The organism is Streptomyces ficellus, from assembly GCF_009739905.1.
GTDB lineage: Bacteria > Actinomycetota > Actinomycetes > Streptomycetales > Streptomycetaceae > Streptomyces > Streptomyces ficellus_A.
Map to the genome: position 1 here is coordinate 4,617,255 of NZ_CP034279.1, position 16,337 is coordinate 4,633,591.

Annotated in this window: 17 protein-coding genes; 12 read left to right on the plus strand and 5 right to left on the minus strand. The window is 70.6% G+C overall.

What is annotated here, in order from left to right; all coding sequences use genetic code 11:
- The first annotated feature begins 33 nt into the window (after positions 1–33).
- Together EIZ62_RS20650 and EIZ62_RS20655 are read left to right on the plus strand one after the other, a co-directional pair.
- Positions 34–2,487 (plus strand): immune inhibitor A domain-containing protein, encoded by a 2,454-nt coding sequence (locus EIZ62_RS20650; protein ID WP_156694120.1) that lies wholly within the window; start codon positions 34–36, stop codon positions 2,485–2,487.
- A 122-nt stretch (positions 2,488–2,609) separates the two neighbouring features.
- Positions 2,610–2,942, plus strand: a complete 333-nt coding sequence (locus EIZ62_RS20655) for a hypothetical protein (protein WP_156694121.1) — start codon at positions 2,610–2,612, stop codon at positions 2,940–2,942.
- Between the two features lie 672 nt (positions 2,943–3,614).
- Here the strand turns inward: EIZ62_RS20655 and EIZ62_RS20660 are convergent.
- Together EIZ62_RS20660 and EIZ62_RS20665 are read right to left on the minus strand one after the other, a co-directional pair.
- Entirely contained in the window at positions 3,615–4,202 is a 588-nt protein-coding gene (locus EIZ62_RS20660; protein ID WP_156694122.1) for an isochorismatase family protein, read from the minus strand.
- A gap of 163 nt (positions 4,203–4,365) precedes the next feature.
- Positions 4,366–5,694: a nicotinate phosphoribosyltransferase gene (locus EIZ62_RS20665; protein WP_156694123.1), complete on the minus strand. Its 1,329-nt coding sequence runs from the start codon at positions 5,692–5,694 to the stop codon at positions 4,366–4,368.
- A 129-nt stretch (positions 5,695–5,823) separates the two neighbouring features.
- On the opposite strand from EIZ62_RS20665, the gene clpS reads away from it, so the two are divergent.
- The 7 genes from clpS to EIZ62_RS20695 all read left to right on the plus strand — a co-directional run bounded on the left by clpS (position 5,824) and on the right by EIZ62_RS20695 (position 10,521).
- Positions 5,824–6,132, plus strand: coding sequence for an ATP-dependent Clp protease adapter ClpS (gene clpS, locus EIZ62_RS20670; RefSeq protein ID WP_156694124.1), 309 nt, complete (start codon positions 5,824–5,826; stop codon positions 6,130–6,132).
- Positions 6,129–6,704, plus strand: a complete 576-nt coding sequence (locus EIZ62_RS20675) for a DUF2017 domain-containing protein (RefSeq protein WP_156694125.1) — start codon at positions 6,129–6,131, stop codon at positions 6,702–6,704. The genes clpS and EIZ62_RS20675 overlap by 4 nt, the downstream gene beginning before the upstream one ends.
- Before the next feature lie 324 nt (positions 6,705–7,028).
- Positions 7,029–8,459, plus strand: coding sequence for an amino acid permease (locus EIZ62_RS20680; RefSeq protein WP_156694126.1), 1,431 nt, complete (start codon positions 7,029–7,031; stop codon positions 8,457–8,459).
- An 80-nt stretch (positions 8,460–8,539) separates the two neighbouring features.
- Entirely contained in the window at positions 8,540–8,962 is a 423-nt protein-coding gene (locus EIZ62_RS20685) for a M67 family metallopeptidase (RefSeq protein ID WP_156694127.1), read from the plus strand.
- Between the two features lie 98 nt (positions 8,963–9,060).
- On the plus strand, positions 9,061–9,177 hold the full coding sequence (locus EIZ62_RS32855) for a putative leader peptide (RefSeq protein WP_341873963.1): 117 nt from the start codon (positions 9,061–9,063) through the stop codon (positions 9,175–9,177).
- A 115-nt stretch (positions 9,178–9,292) separates the two neighbouring features.
- On the plus strand, positions 9,293–9,571 hold the full coding sequence (locus EIZ62_RS20690; protein ID WP_156694128.1) for a MoaD/ThiS family protein: 279 nt from the start codon (positions 9,293–9,295) through the stop codon (positions 9,569–9,571).
- Positions 9,571–10,521 carry a PLP-dependent cysteine synthase family protein gene (locus EIZ62_RS20695; RefSeq protein WP_156694129.1) on the plus strand — a complete coding sequence of 317 codons (951 nt, stop codon included), beginning with the start codon at positions 9,571–9,573 and terminating at the stop codon, positions 10,519–10,521. The genes EIZ62_RS20690 and EIZ62_RS20695 overlap by 1 nt, the downstream gene beginning before the upstream one ends.
- A gap of 313 nt (positions 10,522–10,834) precedes the next feature.
- On the opposite strand, the gene EIZ62_RS20700 is transcribed toward EIZ62_RS20695, so the two are convergent.
- Positions 10,835–11,281, minus strand: coding sequence for a type II toxin-antitoxin system PemK/MazF family toxin (locus EIZ62_RS20700; protein ID WP_156694130.1), 447 nt, complete (start codon positions 11,279–11,281; stop codon positions 10,835–10,837).
- Between the two features lie 163 nt (positions 11,282–11,444).
- Between EIZ62_RS20700 and EIZ62_RS20705 the strand changes: the two genes are divergently transcribed.
- Positions 11,445–12,197, plus strand: coding sequence for an MBL fold metallo-hydrolase (locus EIZ62_RS20705; RefSeq protein WP_156694131.1), 753 nt, complete (start codon positions 11,445–11,447; stop codon positions 12,195–12,197).
- Positions 12,198–12,239: 42 nt separating this feature from the next.
- Here EIZ62_RS20705 and EIZ62_RS20710 read toward each other — a convergent pair whose 3' ends face one another.
- Complete coding sequence (locus tag EIZ62_RS20710) at positions 12,240–13,502, minus strand: PTS transporter subunit EIIC (RefSeq protein ID WP_156694132.1); 1,263 nt, start codon at positions 13,500–13,502, stop codon at positions 12,240–12,242.
- Positions 13,503–13,712: 210 nt separating this feature from the next.
- On the minus strand, positions 13,713–15,011 hold the full coding sequence (locus EIZ62_RS20715) for a PTS transporter subunit EIIC (protein WP_156694133.1): 1,299 nt from the start codon (positions 15,009–15,011) through the stop codon (positions 13,713–13,715).
- A 189-nt stretch (positions 15,012–15,200) separates the two neighbouring features.
- On the opposite strand from EIZ62_RS20715, the gene EIZ62_RS20720 reads away from it, so the two are divergent.
- Both EIZ62_RS20720 and rph read left to right on the plus strand, forming a co-directional pair.
- Positions 15,201–15,434 carry a PTS sugar transporter subunit IIB gene (locus tag EIZ62_RS20720; RefSeq protein ID WP_107417711.1) on the plus strand — a complete coding sequence of 78 codons (234 nt, stop codon included), beginning with the start codon at positions 15,201–15,203 and terminating at the stop codon, positions 15,432–15,434.
- Positions 15,435–15,517: 83 nt separating this feature from the next.
- Positions 15,518–16,249, plus strand: a complete 732-nt coding sequence (rph, locus tag EIZ62_RS20725; protein WP_156694134.1) for a ribonuclease PH — start codon at positions 15,518–15,520, stop codon at positions 16,247–16,249.
- Positions 16,250–16,337: the final 88 nt, after the last annotated feature.

The following is a 16,337-nucleotide window of genomic DNA, read 5'->3' on the forward strand; positions in this document are numbered from 1 at the left end:
CGCGGTTCGCGGGCGCGGGGAGGACAAGATCAAGTGACCAGCAGACGACGGGCGTTCAGAGCGTCCGCGGTGATCGTGGCGCTGGCCGCCACCGCCGCGACGGCATCCGCCTTCACGACGGCCCAGGCCGACAACCGCCCCACCAACGGCATCGAGCGCCACGATCCGGCGCCCGGTGCGCAGGACGCGGGGCACGGGGCCCCCGGGCACGACCACGCCGCCAAGGTCGACCACGACCTCGACGGCCCGTTCAGCAGGCAGCAGGCCCAACAGCGCGAAGCCGCGCTGGAGCAGGTGCTGTCCGGCGACCTCAAGGTGGAGCGCAGGGGTGCCTCCAAGGTCGTCAAGCTCGACGACAAGAAGTACGTCGAGCTCGGCCGTGAGAAGACCGACAAGATCTTTACGATCCTGGTCGAGTTCGGCGACAAGGTGGACAACACCACGCTCGTCGACCGTGCGGACGACGACACCACCGAGCCGAAGCCGAAGTTCGGCGGCACGCCCGGCCCGCTGCACAACCAGATAGCCGAGCCGGACCGCTCGAAGGACAACTCGACGGCCTGGCAGAAGGACTACAACCAGAAGCACTTCCAGGACCTGTACTTCGGCACCGGCAAGGACAAGAAGACCGGCCAGCAGAAGCAGTCCCTGAAGACCTACTACGAGAAGACCTCGTCGGGCCGCTACTCGGTCGACGGCGCCGTCTCCGACTGGGTCAAGGTCGAGTACAACGAGGCCCGCTACGGCTCGAACTACTGCGGCAACAGCAACTGCTCCAACGTGTGGGACGCCGTCCGCGACGGTGTGACCGCCTGGACCGCGCAGCAGAAGGCGGCCGGCAAGACCGACGCCCAGATCAAGGCGCAGCTGGCCCAGTACGACCAGTGGGACCGCTACGACTTCGACGCCGACGGCAACTTCAACGAGGCCGACGGCTACATCGACCACTTCCAGATCGTCCACGCCGGTGAGGACGAGTCCGCGGGCGGCGGCGTCCAGGGCGGCGACGCCCTGTGGGCCCACCGCTGGTACGCGTACGGCACCGACGCCGGCAAGACCGGCCCGGCGCAGAACAAGGCCGGCGGCACGCAGATCGGCAGCACCGGCATCTGGGTCGGCGACTACACGATGCAGCCGGAGAACGGCGGCCTCGGCGTCTTCGCCCACGAGTACGGCCACGACCTCGGCCTGCCGGACCTGTACGACACCTCCGGCGCGGCGGGCGCGGAGAACTCGACCGGCTTCTGGTCCCTGATGTCGTCCGGCTCCTGGCTCGGCACGGGCAAGAACGAGATCGGCGACCTGCCCGGCGACATGACCTCGTGGGACAAGCTCCAGCTCGGCTGGCTGAACTACGAGAAGGCCAAGGCGGCGACCAAGTCCAAGCACACGCTGGGTGTCTCGGAGTACAACACCAAGAACCCGCAGGCGCTGGTCGTCGAGCTGCCGAAGAAGAAGGTCACCACCGCGGTCGTGAAGCCCGCCCAGGGCTCCAAGCAGTGGTGGAGCGACATGGGTGACGACCTCAAGAACACCCTCACCCGCTCCGTCGACCTCACCGGCAAGACCAAGGCCGAGCTGACGCTCGACGGCTGGTGGGACATCGAGCAGGACTACGACTACCTCTACACCGAGGTGTCGACGGACGGCGGCAAGCAGTGGACGGCCCTGGCCGGCACCGCCGGTGGCAAGGCCATCCCGGCCGACGCCAGCGGCGCCCCGTCGCTGACCGGCGTCTCCGGCGCCTGGCAGAAGCTGGCCTTCCCGCTGGACGCCTACGCCGGCAAGAAGGTCGACCTCCGCTTCCGCTACCAGACCGACGGCGGCGCGGGCGGCAAGGGCTTCACCGCCGACAACATCGCCCTGACGGCCGACGGCGCGCCGGTCTTCACGGACAACGCCGAGGGTGACGACAACGGCTGGACCGGCAAGGGCTTCTCGCGGATCGGTGAGTCCTTCACCAACGAGTACGAGCAGTACTACATCGCCGAGAACCGCCAGTACGTCTCGTACGACGCGACCCTGAAGGTCGGCCCGTACAACTTCGGCTTCGCGGCCCCGAAGGACTCCTGGGTGGAGCACTACCCCTACCAGACCGGTCTGCTGGTCTGGCAGTGGGACACCTCCCAGAAGGACAACAACACCGCCACCCACCCGGGCAAGGGCCTGATCCTGCCGGTCGACGCCCACCCGGCGCCCACCCACTGGAAGGACGGCACCCTGATGCGCAACCGCATCCAGGCGTACGACTCGCCGTTCAGCCTCTACCGCACCACCGGGATCACGCTGCACAAGGCGGGCGTCCCGTCCAAGATCGCGTCGCAGCGCGGCGTCTCCGCCTTCGACGACCGCAAGGGCACCTACTGGTTCGAGTCGAACCCGCGTGCGGGCGTCCAGGTAACTGACACCAACACCAAGATCGCGATCGTCAAGCAGCCGAAGAACGGCCAGACGATCACGGTCCAGGTCGGCCCGTCGACGAAGTAAACCTCGTCTTCGCAGGTCAAAGCATGATCGGCCGTCGCCCCCTAGCGGGCGGCGGCCGATTCTGTTTAGGTGCGTGGTGGCCCGTTCTTATTGACACACCATCTCACGGGGGAGTGGTTCGTATGCCCGGTGGAGGTTTCACCAAGTTGCCCGGCGGCAAGGTCGTGGTGGCGCTCAGCCTGCCCAACCCGGTCGGCGACGGCTCCACGGTCCGCGTCCTCGTCCACGCGGCCAACCGCGCCCGCGCCCTGACCAGGCTGCGGAACCTCGGACTGCGCGCGGTCTACCTGCGCGGCAACACCCACCCGCCCACCCCGGACGAGATCACCGCGGTGCTCCACCACCCCGACGGCCTGCTCTGGCGAACGGCCCCGGAGTCCCACACCGAACTCTGGCACCCCATCCGCGCCCTGCTCCCCCAGTCGAGGGCGTGGGGCGCCCCCTCGGCGTCGTAGCCCGGCGGGACCGCCCCGCGTACGGCGAGCGCGTGCCGGGGCGGCGCGCCCCGGGGGCGCGGTGGAGGTCTACAGGGCCGCGTACCCACCGCACGCCGGGGCCACCAGGCCGCAGCGCCCGCCGCGCGCCAGTCGCCCGGCAGCCCGGCCCACCCCTCACCACCCGCCGCCCGCCCGCGCGGGACAGCGGCGCCGGGGCGCGGCTCCGCGAGGGTTCTGTAGGCCCGGCCCGGTGGGCTCCGGCCCCCGGCGGGCCTGCGGCCTCGTAGACCGGCCCCGGTCCGACGGCACGGCCGCGCCGCCTGTGGTCGCCCAGCCCCGGCCTTTGGCGGGCGTGGCCGTGCGGGCTGCTCGTTCGCGCACCGGCGGCGCGTGCGGCCGGCGGGCGGCGCGGCCGGGCGGCTCGCCTGTGCGGTCGTGCGGCTGCTGTGCGGGGGCGCTGTGGTCTGGTTGCCGGGCCTCCGGCGGCCTGCGGTCGTGCAGCCCCGGCCTCCGGCGGGCGCGGCCGGAGGGCCAGCGGCCGGCGCGGCCGGGCGACCGGCGCGTGCGGTCGGCGCGCCACTTGGCTCGCTGCGCGGTCGTGCGACCGGCGATCGGCGGCGCACGGTCGGCAGGCGCCTCGCCAGCGCGGTCAGGTGCCCGGCTAGCGCGGCCCGGGCGACGGGGCCGCCGTCAGACGACCGGCTTGCCGGTCAGTTCGACGCCGGCGGCCCGCAGGTCCGCGAGGGCACGTTCGGTGGTCGTTTCCGCGACGCCGGCCGTGAGGTCCAGAAGCACCTGGGTGCGGAAGCCCTCGCGTGCCGCGTCCAGTGCGGTGGCGCGTACGCAGTGGTCGGTGGCGATGCCCACCACGTCCACCTCCGTGACCTGCCGTTCCCGCAGCCAGTCGGCCAGCCGGACCTCGTTCTCGTCGGTGCCCTCGAAGCCGCTGTACGCCGCCGCGTACGCGCCCTTGTCGAAGACCGCGTCGATCGCGCCCGACGCCACCGCCGGCGCGAAGTTCGGGTGGAAGCCCACCCCTTCCGTACCGGCCACGCAGTGCCGCGGCCAGGAGTCGACGTAGTCCGGCTCGTCGGAGAAGTGGCCGCCCGGGTCGATGTGGTGGTCACGGGTGGCGACCACGTGCTGGTACACGGCCCCGGCGGCCTCGCCGACCAGGTCCGTGATGGCGGCGGCGACGTCCGCTCCCCCCGCCACCGCGAGGCTGCCGCCCTCGCAGAAGTCGTTCTGGACGTCGACGACGATCAGTGCGCGGTGCATGGCGGTAGTCCTTCGGTGGGGATGTGTCGAGCGGCCGGACGGTCGGGGGCGGGGTCGGGGTCGGGGTCGGCGGGCCGGGCGGGGGCGCCGGGGACGGGTTCGAGCCTAGAGACTTGTCCCGCCCGGCGGGAGGGGGCGTCACGCCCCGGCCCCCGCCCGGCGCTCAGACGTATTCCGTCGGGATGACGGCCTCGCCCCGGGACAGCTGGATCGCCGACATCGGCAGCCCCGTGAGCGCCGCCATGTGCCGCTCGCGCGCCGCCTCCAGCGGTTCACGCGCCACGACGTCGCCGCCCTTCACCAGCTCCATCAGCAGCTGCCGGTCCGCGAGCTCCGCGGGCACCGGTCCGGTGCCGACGACCTCCGCCTCGGCCACCCCGTACGCGTCCAGCCGCCGCGCCGCCCACTTGCGGCCGCCCACGGACATCTTCCCGCCCAGCGACTTCTTCGCCACCGACCGCAGCGGCGCCCCCGGGTCGGCCGACTCGGCGCGGGCGACCAGCTTGTAGACCATCGAGCACGTCGGGTGACCGCTGCCGGTGACCAGCTGCGTCCCCACCCCGTACGCGTCGACCGGCGCCGCCGCCAGCGAGGCGATCGCGTACTCGTCCAGGTCCGAGGTCACGACGATCTTCGTGTCGCGCGCCCCCAGCTCGTCCAGCTGCTGGCGCACCCGGTGCGCGACCAGCAGCAGGTCGCCGGAGTCGATCCGCACCGCGCCCAGCTCCGGGCCGGCGATCTCCACGGCCGTACGCACCGCCTCGGCCACGTCGTACGTGTCGACGAGCAGCGTCGTACCGCGGCCGAGGGAGTCGACCTGTGCGCGGAAGGCGTCCCGCTCGGTGTCGTGCAGCAGGGTGAACGCGTGCGCGGAGGTGCCGACCGTGGGGATGCCGTACCGGAAGCCCGCCGCCAGGTCGGAGGTGGAGGAGAAGCCGCCCACGAACGCGGCGCGGGCCGCCGCGACCGCCGACAGCTCGTGCGTGCGCCGGGCACCCATCTCGATCAGCCGCCGGTCACCGGCCGCGGCGGACATCCGGGAGGCGGCCGCCGCAATCGCCGAGTCGTGGTTGAGGATTGACAGGATCACCGTCTCCAGCAGGACGCACTCGGCGAAGGAGCCCTCGACCCGGAGGATCGGGGAGCCGGGGAAGTACACCTCGCCCTCGGGGTAGCCCCAGATGTCGCCGCCGAAGCGGTAGTCCGCCAGCCAGGCCAGCGTCGGCTCGTCGACGATGCCGTGCTCCCGGAGGAAGCCGATGACGGCCCCGTCGAAGCGGAAGTTCTCCACGGCGTCCAGCACGCGGCCGGTGCCGGCCACCACGCCATAACGCCGCCCCTCGGGCAGCCGGCGGGTGAACACCTCGAAGACCGACCGCCGGTCGGCGGTGCCGCCGCGCAGGGCCGCCTGCAACATGGTCAGCTCGTACTGGTCGGTGAAGAGCGCGGTAGACGGCACGTCCACCGGCAGCCCGAGATCCGCAGCATTCATACGACGATGCTACCCCGAATACTCGTCAGAGTGACGATTTCCCGGTGCCCGCTGCCGGAGGGGTCGTGACCGGGGCCGGTCCGGGCCCCGTTTGTGCGACCCCCCACCCTCAGTGGCAGCATTGGCTAAGTGAGTGTTGCTCCCGCAGAGATCGAACGCACCGAAGTGGCCGAAGAGGGTTTCGCCGTCACCGAACCCGACGTGCCCTGGGTGACGATCGTCCACAACGATCCGGTCAACCTCATGAGCTATGTCACCTACGTCTTCCAGGCGTACTTCGGCTACTCCAAGGACAAGGCGCACAAGCTGATGCTCGACGTGCACCACAAGGGCCGGGCCGTCGTCTCGGCCGGCACCCGCGAGGAGATGGAGCGGGACGTGCAGGCGATGCACGGATACGGGCTGTGGGCGACCCTCTCCCAGGACCGCAACGGATGAGCGGGCACTTCGAGGCGCTGCCCGGCGGCGGCGCGGCCGTCCCGCTCGACGAGGTCGAGATCTCCATCCTCCGCTCGCTGGCCGTCCAGCTCCTGGAGCTGATCGGCCCCGGCGACGTCCCGCCCAAGGGCGAGGACCCGCTGGCCGCGCTGTTCCGCGAGGGCCCCAGCGAGCCGCCCGCCGACCCGGCGCTGGCCCGCCTCTTCCCCAACGCGTACGACGACGGCGACGAGCAGCTGCGCGCCGCGTCCGCCGAGTTCCGCCGCTACACCGAGAACGACCTGCGCGCCCGCAAGCGCGAGGACGCGCTCGCCGTCGTCCGCAGCCTGGACGGGCTGGACGCGGCGGGCGAGGGCGGCGCGGTGCTGAAGCTGACGGCCGACGAGGCCCGCCACTGGCTCGGCGCGCTCAACGACCTGCGGCTGACCATCGGCACCCGGCTGGAGGTCAGGGACGACGACGAGAACGAGGCGCTGTACCGGCTGCCCGACGCCGACCCGCGCAAGCCGATGGTCATGGCCTACCTGTGGCTGGGCGCCCTCCAGGAGACGCTCGTCGAAACCCTCATGTGACCTTCGTTCGCTCAGCGGACACTCAAATCCGCATAACGATCGGATTACCGATCGGATGACCCGCCCGCCCCGGCTCGTGGGCCTATAGGCGGCTTGTCCGGTTTTCCCTGTGTGGTGCGCCACAGGCGCGCTCGTCGATCACTCTGACGAGCGTGATAAATCTTCACGATCGCCCGGGGACGCCACCCCTGTTCCCGGGTGCGCCACGACCGGCAGACCGCCGGTGGCACTCCATCCATATCCGGGGGGATCAGGACCTGATCCGCGCCTCAGCGCCGTGCGGCGCGAGCGACGCGGATCAGCGTGGAGAAAGGCGCACCAACCATGACCTCAGTGCAGGTCGACCAGCAGCACGACGGCAGTGGGGCCGCGGGGGCCGCATCCGCCGAGGGTGAGGGCTATCAGCGGGGCCTCGGCGCCCGGCAGATCCAGATGATCGCGATCGGCGGAGCCATCGGCACCGGGCTCTTCCTCGGCGCGGGCAAGGCCATCGCCAAGGCCGGCCCGAGCCTCATCCTGGCGTACGCCATCGCCGGCCTGGTCATCTTCTTCATCATGCGGGCGCTGGGCGAGCTGCTCATGTACCGGCCCGTCTCGGGCTCCTTCGCCGAGTACGCCCGTGAGTTCATCGGTCCCTTCGCCGGCTTCGTCACCGGCTGGACGTACTGGCTCTTCTGGGTCGTCACCGGCATCACCGAGGTCACCGCGGCCGCCACGTACATGACGTACTGGTGGGACATCCCGCAGTGGGTGTCCGCCCTGATCTTCACCGTCATCCTGTACGGCGCCAACCTCATCTCCGTGAAGCTCTTCGGCGAGCTGGAGTTCTGGTTCTCGATGATCAAGGTCACCGCCATCCTCGGCATGATCCTGATCTGCGCCGGCATCCTCACCATCGGCTTCTCCGACGCCGGCGAGACCGCGTCCATGACCATGCTCTGGTCCGAGGGCGGCTTCTTCCCCAAGGGCATCGGCGGCACGCTGATGACCCTCCAGATCGTGATGTTCGCCTTCCTCGCGGTCGAACTGGTCGGCGTCACCGCCGGCGAGTCCAAGGACCCCAAGGTCACCCTGCCGAAGGCCATCAACACCGTCCCGTGGCGCATCGCCGTCTTCTACGTCGGCGCGCTGATCATGATCCTGTCGGTCGTGCCGTGGACGCACTTCCAGCCCGGCGTCTCACCGTTCGTCGCCGCCTTCGAGCAGATGGGCCTCGGCATCGGCGCCGCCATCGTCAACTTCGTGGTCCTCACCGCCGCCCTGTCCTCCTGCAACTCGGGCATGTACTCCACCGGCCGCATGCTGCGCGACCTCGCGCTCAACGGCCAGGGCCCCAAGGTCTTCACCAAGTTGACCAAGTCCGGCACCCCCCTCGTCGGCCTCACCTTCTCGGCCGCGCTGATGCTCGTCGGCGTCTGGATCAACTACGTCGCCCCCGGCAAGGCCTTCGAGTACGTCGTCTCCTTCGCCACCATCTCCGGCATGTGGGCCTGGATCATGATCCTGGTCTCCCAGATCCGCTACCGGCGCGCCGTCGCCCGCGGTGAGGCCCCCGAGTCGGAGTTCAAGGCCCCCGGAGCGCCCTTCACCAGCTGGTTCGCGCTGCTGTTCATCGGCATGGTCATCGTGATGATGGGCATCGACGAGGGCGCGCGGGTCTCCCTGTACTGCGCCCCGCTGTGGGCCCTGCTGCTCGGTGTCTCCTACCTGGTCCTGAAGTCCCGGAACCCGGAGAACGCCTCCTTCAAGCGGTAGCCGTCCGTCGCTCGTCCAGCATGTGGGCCCGCCCGTACCATCCCTCGGTACGGGCGGGCCCCTCTGCTTATCCTGAGCCCATGCTGACCATCACACGGGCTCTGTACGACCAGATCGTCGCGCACGCGCGCGAGGACCACCCGGACGAGGCCTGCGGCGTGGTCGCGGGCCCGGCCGGCTCCGGACGCCCCGAGCGCTTCATCCCGATGCTCAACGCCGCCCGCTCGCCCACGTTCTACGAGTTCGACTCGGGCGACCTGCTGAAGCTGTACCGCGAGATGGACGACCGCGACGAGGAACCCGTCGTCATCTACCACTCGCACACCGCCACCGAGGCGTACCCCTCCCGCACCGACGTCTCGTACGCCAACGAGCCCGGCGCGCACTACGTCCTGGTCTCCACCGCCGACGCCGACGACGCCGGACCGTTCCAGTTCCGGTCGTACCGCATCGTCGACGGCGAGATCACCGAGGAAGAGGTGCAGGTCGTCGAGGCCTACTGAGCCCCCGTTCCGGGAAGCGTCCCGCATGATGGTCGGAATGGGTCCAGCATGCGGGATCACACTCCGAATGGCGGACCGGGAATCGATACGATGACCGCATGGTTCCCCTCGACGTGAGCGAACAGACGCCGGGCACCGTGCTGCTCGTGGCGCGGCTGCACGTCGACCTGTGCCGCCTCGCCAGCGCGATGTGTCCGCGCCCCGCCGCCGCTTGAGCGCCACCACCGGCACGTCCCGTACGACCTGGCACCACCCCGGCACCACCACCTGTGCGCGCGGCCGCAACGCGCCGCCGCGCCCGCCCACGTTCTTCCGACAGGAGCCCACGCCATGGCCATCGAGGTCCGCATCCCGACCATCCTCCGCACCCACACCGGCGGCGCCAAGGCCGTCGAGGGCAGCGGGAACACCCTCGCCGACCTCTTCGCCGACCTCGAGACCCGGCACCCCGGCATCCAGGAGCGGATCGTCGACGGCGGCGAGCTGCGCCGCTTCGTGAACGTCTACCTCAACGACGAGGACGTCCGCTTCCTCGAGGGCATCAACACCAAGCTGTCCGACGGCGACAACGTCACGATCCTCCCGGCCGTCGCCGGCGGAATGCGCTGATGCGCTACGACTCGCCCCTCGCCGCCGTCGGCAACACCCCGCTGGTCCGGCTGCCGCGCCTGTCCCCCTCGGCGGACGTCCGCATCTGGGCCAAACTGGAGGACCGCAACCCCACCGGCTCGGTCAAGGACCGGCCCGCCCTGCACATGATCGAGCAGGCGGAGAAGGACGGCCGGCTCACGCCCGGCTGCACCATCCTGGAGCCGACCAGCGGCAACACCGGCATCTCGCTCGCCATGGCGGCCCGCCTCAAGGGCTACCGCATCGTGTGCGTGATGCCCGAGAACACCTCCCAGGAGCGGCGCGAGCTCCTCACCATGTGGGGCGCCGAGATCATCCCCTCCCCGGCCGCCGGCGGCTCCAACACGGCCGTACGCGTCGCCAAGGAGCTCGCCGCCGAGCACCCCGACTGGGTGATGCTCTACCAGTACGGCAACCCCGACAACGCGGGCGCCCACTACGCCACGACCGGCCCGGAGATCCTCGCCGACCTGCCGTCCGTCACGCACTTCGTGGCGGGGCTCGGCACCACCGGCACGCTCATGGGCGTCGGCCGGTACCTGCGCGAGCACAAGCCGGACGTCCGGATCGTCGCCGCCGAACCGCGGTACGACGACCTGGTGTACGGGCTGCGCAACCTCGACGAGGGCTTCGTCCCCGAGCTGTACGACGCCTCCGTGCTCACCACCCGCTTCTCGGTCGGCTCGGCCGACGCGGTCACCCGCACCCGGGAACTGCTCCAGCAGGAGGGCATCTTCGCGGGCGTCTCGACGGGCGCGGCGCTGCACGCGGCGATCGGGGTGGGGAAGAAGGCGGTCAAGGCGGGCGAGAGCGCGGACATCGTGTTCGTCGTCGCCGACGGCGGCTGGAAGTACCTCTCGACCGGCGTCTACACGGCCCCGACGACCGAAGCCGCCATCGAAACCCTCCAGGGCCAGCTCTGGGCCTGACGCCGCGCGTCCACCCCCCGTTGTGGGCAGTCGTTCCGCAGGGCGGGACGGGTGGGCACAACGGGACTGGGGCGGTGCCCTGTCCCGGTTCGCCCTGGGGCGGTGCCTTGGGTGCGGTGACCCCCGGTGGGTGGGGGGCGTGGCCCCTCCGGGCTCGCCTCCTCGGGGCCGGCGGCCTTGGGTTACTGGGTAGGGGGCCCCGGTAGCGCCGCCAGCCCCTGCGGGGGCGACCCTGCACGGCCCCGCCCCGGGTACGTCGCCGGGTGCGGGCGGTGGGGTGGGGGGCACGGCCCCGCCCCGGGTACGTCGCCGGCTACGCGGCCAGGTGCCGTACCCGGTCCCAGACCAGGGGGTCCACCCGGCTCGCCCGGCGGCGGAAGCCGCGGAGCGGGACGTCCCGCAGTTCGTCCGTCTCCAGGAAGCTCGGGCGCCCGCGCGCGTCGCCGACCGCGTCGGGGCGCAGGGCGATCACGCCCGGCCGGTCGTCCCGGTAGCGGCTGGTGATCTTCGCGACGAGCGCCGTGTCGCCCCGTACCGCCAGGACGAGGCAGGGGCGGTCCTTGGAGCCGGGGCCGTCCTCGTAGGGGACGTCCGCCCACCAGATCTCGCCCGGCCGCGGCCGCGGCGCACGCGGGCCGCCCGGCCGGGCGGGTGGCCGCGTACGCCCCCCGGGGCGCCGGCGGCCGGTCGCGTCGGACACCGTCGCGACGAGCGCGAGCACCACCACGGCGACGAGCGCCGGCCACCAGGACGTGTCCATGGACCGGACGCTACCCGCCCGAACCGGTGACAGCGCGGGTGAGTTCGACCACAAGGGGCCACTGCGAAGGAGCGACGCGGCGCGTGGCGCCTTACGCTCGGTAAACCGCACGACCTCCCCTGTCAGCGCCTGCCCGGCTCCCTTCCACGGAGGTTCACGCTCCATGAAGCTCACCGTCGTCGGCTGCTCGGGGTCGTTCCCGTCCGCGGAATCGGCCTGTTCGAGCTACCTCGTAGAGGCCGACGGCTTCCGGCTGCTCCTCGACATGGGCAACGGCGCCCTGGGCGAGCTGCAGCGCCACATCGGTCTGTACGACCTCGACGCGATCTTCCTCAGTCACCTGCACGCCGATCACTGCATCGACATGTGCGGGTACTTCGTCGCGCGCTACTACCGTCACGAGGGCGGCCGCTGCCCGGCCATCCCCGTGTACGCGCCGGACGGCGCCGAGCAGCGCCTGACGACGGCGTACGCGGACACGCCGTCGGAGAAGGCGATGAGCGAGGTGTTCGACTTCCGGACGCTGTCGTCCGGGTCGTTCGACCTCGGGCCGTTCCGGGTGCGTACCGAGAAGGTGTGCCACCCGGTCGAGGCGTACGCGATCAGGGTGGAGCACGCGGGGAAGTCCCTGGTGTACTCGGGTGACACGGGTGTCTGCGAGGAGTTGGACGCGCTCGCCGCGGGGGCCGATCTGTTCCTGTGCGAGGCGTCGTTCACGTACGGCAAGGAGGACATCCCCGGGCTGCACCTGAACGGCCGTGAGGCCGGCGCGCACGCGGCGCGGGCGGGTGCGGGTCGGCTGGTGCTGACGCACGTCCCGCCGTGGACGGACGGGGAGCGGAACCTGGCGGACGCGCGGGCGGTGTACGACGGCCCGTCGGAGCTGGCGTACGCGGGCGCCGTGTACGAGGTGTGAGAAAGGCCCCCGGGTGACCGGGGGCCTTTGTCGTGGGCGTGCCTACTTGGCTTCGGCCTTCTGCAGCTCGGCCAGCTCCTCGTCGGACTCGCGGCCCGGCGTGGGGAGGTTGAACTTGGTGATCGCGAAGCGGAAGACCACGTAGTAGACCGCCGCGAAGCACAGGCCCACCAGGGCCAGGCCCCACGGGTTGGACGCGATGCCCAGGTTCAGCAGGAAGTCGATGGCGCCGGCCGAGAAGCCGAAGCCGTCCTTCATGCCGAGCGCCCAGGTCAGTGCCATGGAGACACCGGTCAGCACCGCGTGGACCGCGTACAGCACCGGCGCGATGAACATGAACGTGAACTCGATCGGCTCGGTGACACCGGTGACGAAGGACGTCAGCGCGAGGGAGAACATCATGCCGCCGACGACCTTGCGGCGCTCGGGGCGGGCGCAGTGGACGATCGCGAGGCAGGCCGCGGGGAGGGCGAACATCATGATCGGGAAGAAGCCGGTCATGAACTGTCCGGCGGTCGGGTCGCCGGCGAGGAACCGGGCGATGTCACCGCTCTTGCCGTTGTACTCGCCGGCCTGGAGCCAGGGGAAGGAGTTCAGCAGGTGGTGCATGCCGACCGGGATCAGCGCGCGGTTGGCGACACCGAAGATGCCCGCGCCCACGGCGCCGGAGCCGACGAGCCACTCACCGAAGTGGTGCAGGCCCGCACCGAGCCAGGGCCAGATCAGGCCGAAGAGGATGCCCGCGATCAGGCCGGCGAAGGCGGACAGGATCGGGACCAGGCGGCGGCCGCCGAAGAAGCCCAGCCAGTCGGGCAGCTTGGTGCGGTAGAAGCGCTGGTAGAGCAGCGCCACGATGAGGCCTATGACCACGCCGCCGAGCACCTTGGCGTCGACCGCCTGCTCGACCATGACGATCTTGCCGTCGACGATCGCCTCCTTCTTGGGGAGGCTGCTGTCGGTGAAGGTGCCCAGCACGCTCTTGAAGACGAGGTAGCCGACGACCGCGGACAGCGCGGTGGAACCGTCGGACTTCTTCGCGAAGCCGATCGCGATACCGACGGCGAAGAGCAGCGCCATGTTGTCCAGTAGGGCGCCACCGCCCGCGGCCATATAGCCCGCGATCTTGGTGATGAACGTCGGGAACGACTCCCGGCCCAACATGTCGGGCTGGCCGAAGCGGACCAGCAGCGCGGCGGCCGGCAGCACCGCGACCGGCAGCATGAGGCTGCGGCCGATGCGCTGCATGACGGCCATCACGCCGGCGCCCTTCTTCTTCTCCGCCGCGGGGGCGGGGGCGGTGGACATCACGTTCCTCCAGGTGGGCAAGGCGCCGCCCGGGGACATTGATCTAATGGGGGACGGCGGCGTCTCCGTAAACGCGGCGCGACACCGCGTGGTCTACACCACTGAGTGGTGTAGACCTGTTTTAGCACGGTGAGGGTTAGATAAGGAACTTGCGATTTGATAACGCCGGAGGGGCCCCGCGATCGGGGCCCCTCCGGCGTGATCGGGCGGCTACGGCTTGGTGCTGTCCGTCTCCTCTTCGTCGGGTTCGCGGCCCGGTGTGAGGAGGTTGAATTTGGTGATCGCGAAGCGGAAGACCACGTAATAGACCACCGCGAAGCCGAGCCCGATGGGAATGATCAGCCACGGCTTCGTCGCCAGGCCCCAGTTGATCACGTAGTCGATCAGACCCGCGGAGAAGCTGAAGCCGTCCTTGACGCCGAGCGCCCAGGTCACGGCCATCGACACCCCGGTCAGCAGGGCGTGGACCACGTACAGCGCGGGCGCGATGAAGAGGAACGAGTACTCGATCGGCTCCGTGATCCCGGTGACGAAGGAGGTGAGGGCCACCGACAGCATCAGGCCGCCCACCTCCTTGCGGCGGTGCGGCCTGGCGCAGTGCGTGATGGCGAGCGCGGCCGCGGGCAGCGCGAACATCATGATCGGGAAGAAGCCGGTGGTGAACTGCCCCGCCTCAGGGTCACCCTGCAGGAACATGGTGATGTCGCCGTGCACCACCGTGCCGTCCGGCTTGGTGTACGAGCCGAACTGGAACCAGATCGGCACGTTGAGGAACTGGTGGAGGCCGATCACCAGCAGCGCGCGATTGGCCACGCCGAAGATGCCCGAACCCCAGGCGCCCAGCCCCACCAGCCAGTCGCTGAAGCTCTCCAGCGCGTCGCCGATCGGCGGCCACACCCACAGGCACAGCGCGGCGAACGCGATCGCCACGAACGACATGATGATGGGGACGAGCCGCCGGCCGTTGAAGAAGCCCAGCCAGTCGACCAGCTTCGTGCGGTGGAACCGCTGCCAGAAGTAGGCCGTCAGCAGGCCCATGACGATGCCGCCGAAGACGCCCGGGTTCTGGAACGAGTACTCCGCGAAGGTGTCGTCCGGGCCGAGGCAGCCGCCGTCGACGTCCTTGGTGTCGGCCGGGCAGCCGTCGGGAAAGGCGCGCAGCACGCCCCGGTACACCAGGAACCCGACCACGGCGGCCAGCGCCGTGGAGCCGTCCGCCTTCTTGGCCATGCCGATCGCGACGCCCACGCAGAAGAGGAGAGGCAGGCCCAGCTCCGCGTCCAGCAGCGCGCCGCCCGCCCCCGCCATCACCTTCGCGACATCGTCCCAGCCCGCGCCGTCCGCACCGAAGACGTCCGGCTGGCCGAGCCGGTTCAGGATTCCCGCCGCGGGCAGGACCGCGATCGGCAGCTGGAGGCTGCGGCCCATCTTTTGCAGCCCCTGGAACGCGCCGGTCCACCGCTTCCGCCGCGGTACGGGCGTGGACGCGGCCGGGCTGTCGGAGCTCATCGGCGTCCTCCTGGAAGACTGGTGTAGACCAGTTGCGATATCGTGGACGTTGGTGATCGTCATCCTTCGGTACAACCGGGTAATGCGCCCGCGAAGATGGGCCAACCGTGCGTTACCGTGACGAAAGACCTAGGTGGGCCGAGCAGCGCTCAGTGCTCCGAAACGGCTCTTGGACGCAGGGAGAAAGACATGGCCAGCAAGGCTGAGAAGATCGTCGCCGGGCTCGGCGGCATCGACAACATCGAAGAGGTCGAGGGCTGCATCACCCGCCTGCGCACCGAGGTCAACGACCCCGGCCTGGTCGACGAGGCCGCGCTCAAGGCCGCCGGCGCCCACGGCGTCGTCAAGATGGGCACCGCGATCCAGGTCGTCATCGGCACCGACGCCGACCCGATCGCCGCCGAGATCGAGGACATGATGTGAGCCGACCGCTCACCGCTCACCCGTGAGGGGCCCGTTCCGGTACCGGAACGGGCCCCTCACGCATCGGCGACTAGGCTCCTGCCATGTCTCGAATCGACGGCCGCACCCCCGAACAGCTCCGCCCGGTCACCATCGAACGCGGATGGAGCAAGCACGCCGAGGGCTCCGTCCTCATCTCCTTCGGCGACACCAAGGTCTTCTGCACCGCCTCCGTCACCGAAGGCGTCCCCCGCTGGCGCAAGGGCAGCGGCGAAGGCTGGGTCACCGCCGAGTACTCGATGCTGCCCCGCTCCACCAACACCCGCGGCGACCGCGAGTCCGTCCGCGGCAAGATCGGCGGCCGGACCCACGAGATCAGCCGCCTCATCGGCCGCTCCCTGCGCGCCGTCATCGACTACAAGGCCCTCGGCGAGAACACCATCGTCCTCGACTGCGACGTCCTCCAGGCCGACGGCGGCACCCGCACCGCCGCCATCACCGGCGCCTACGTCGCCCTCGCCGACGCCGTCGCCTGGGCCCAGGGCAAGAAGCTCATCAAGGCCGGCCGCAAACCCCTCACCGGCACCGTCGCCGCCGTGTCCGTCGGCATCGTCGACGGCACCCCGCTGCTCGACCTCCGCTACGAGGAGGACGTACGCGCCGAGACCGACATGAACGTCGTCTGCACCGGCGACGGCCGCTTCGTCGAGGTCCAGGGCACCGCCGAGGCCGAGCCCTTCGACCGCAAGGAACTCAACGCCCTCCTCGACCTCGCCACCGGCGGATGCGCCGACCTCGCCGCACTCCAGCGCGACGCCCTCGGCGTCACGCCGTAGCAACCACGGGCGCCCGGAGGGCGTCACTACCGATACGGGCGTACGGGCCGAACCGTACGCCCGTCCGCAGCCCTCCGGGAGGACCCGT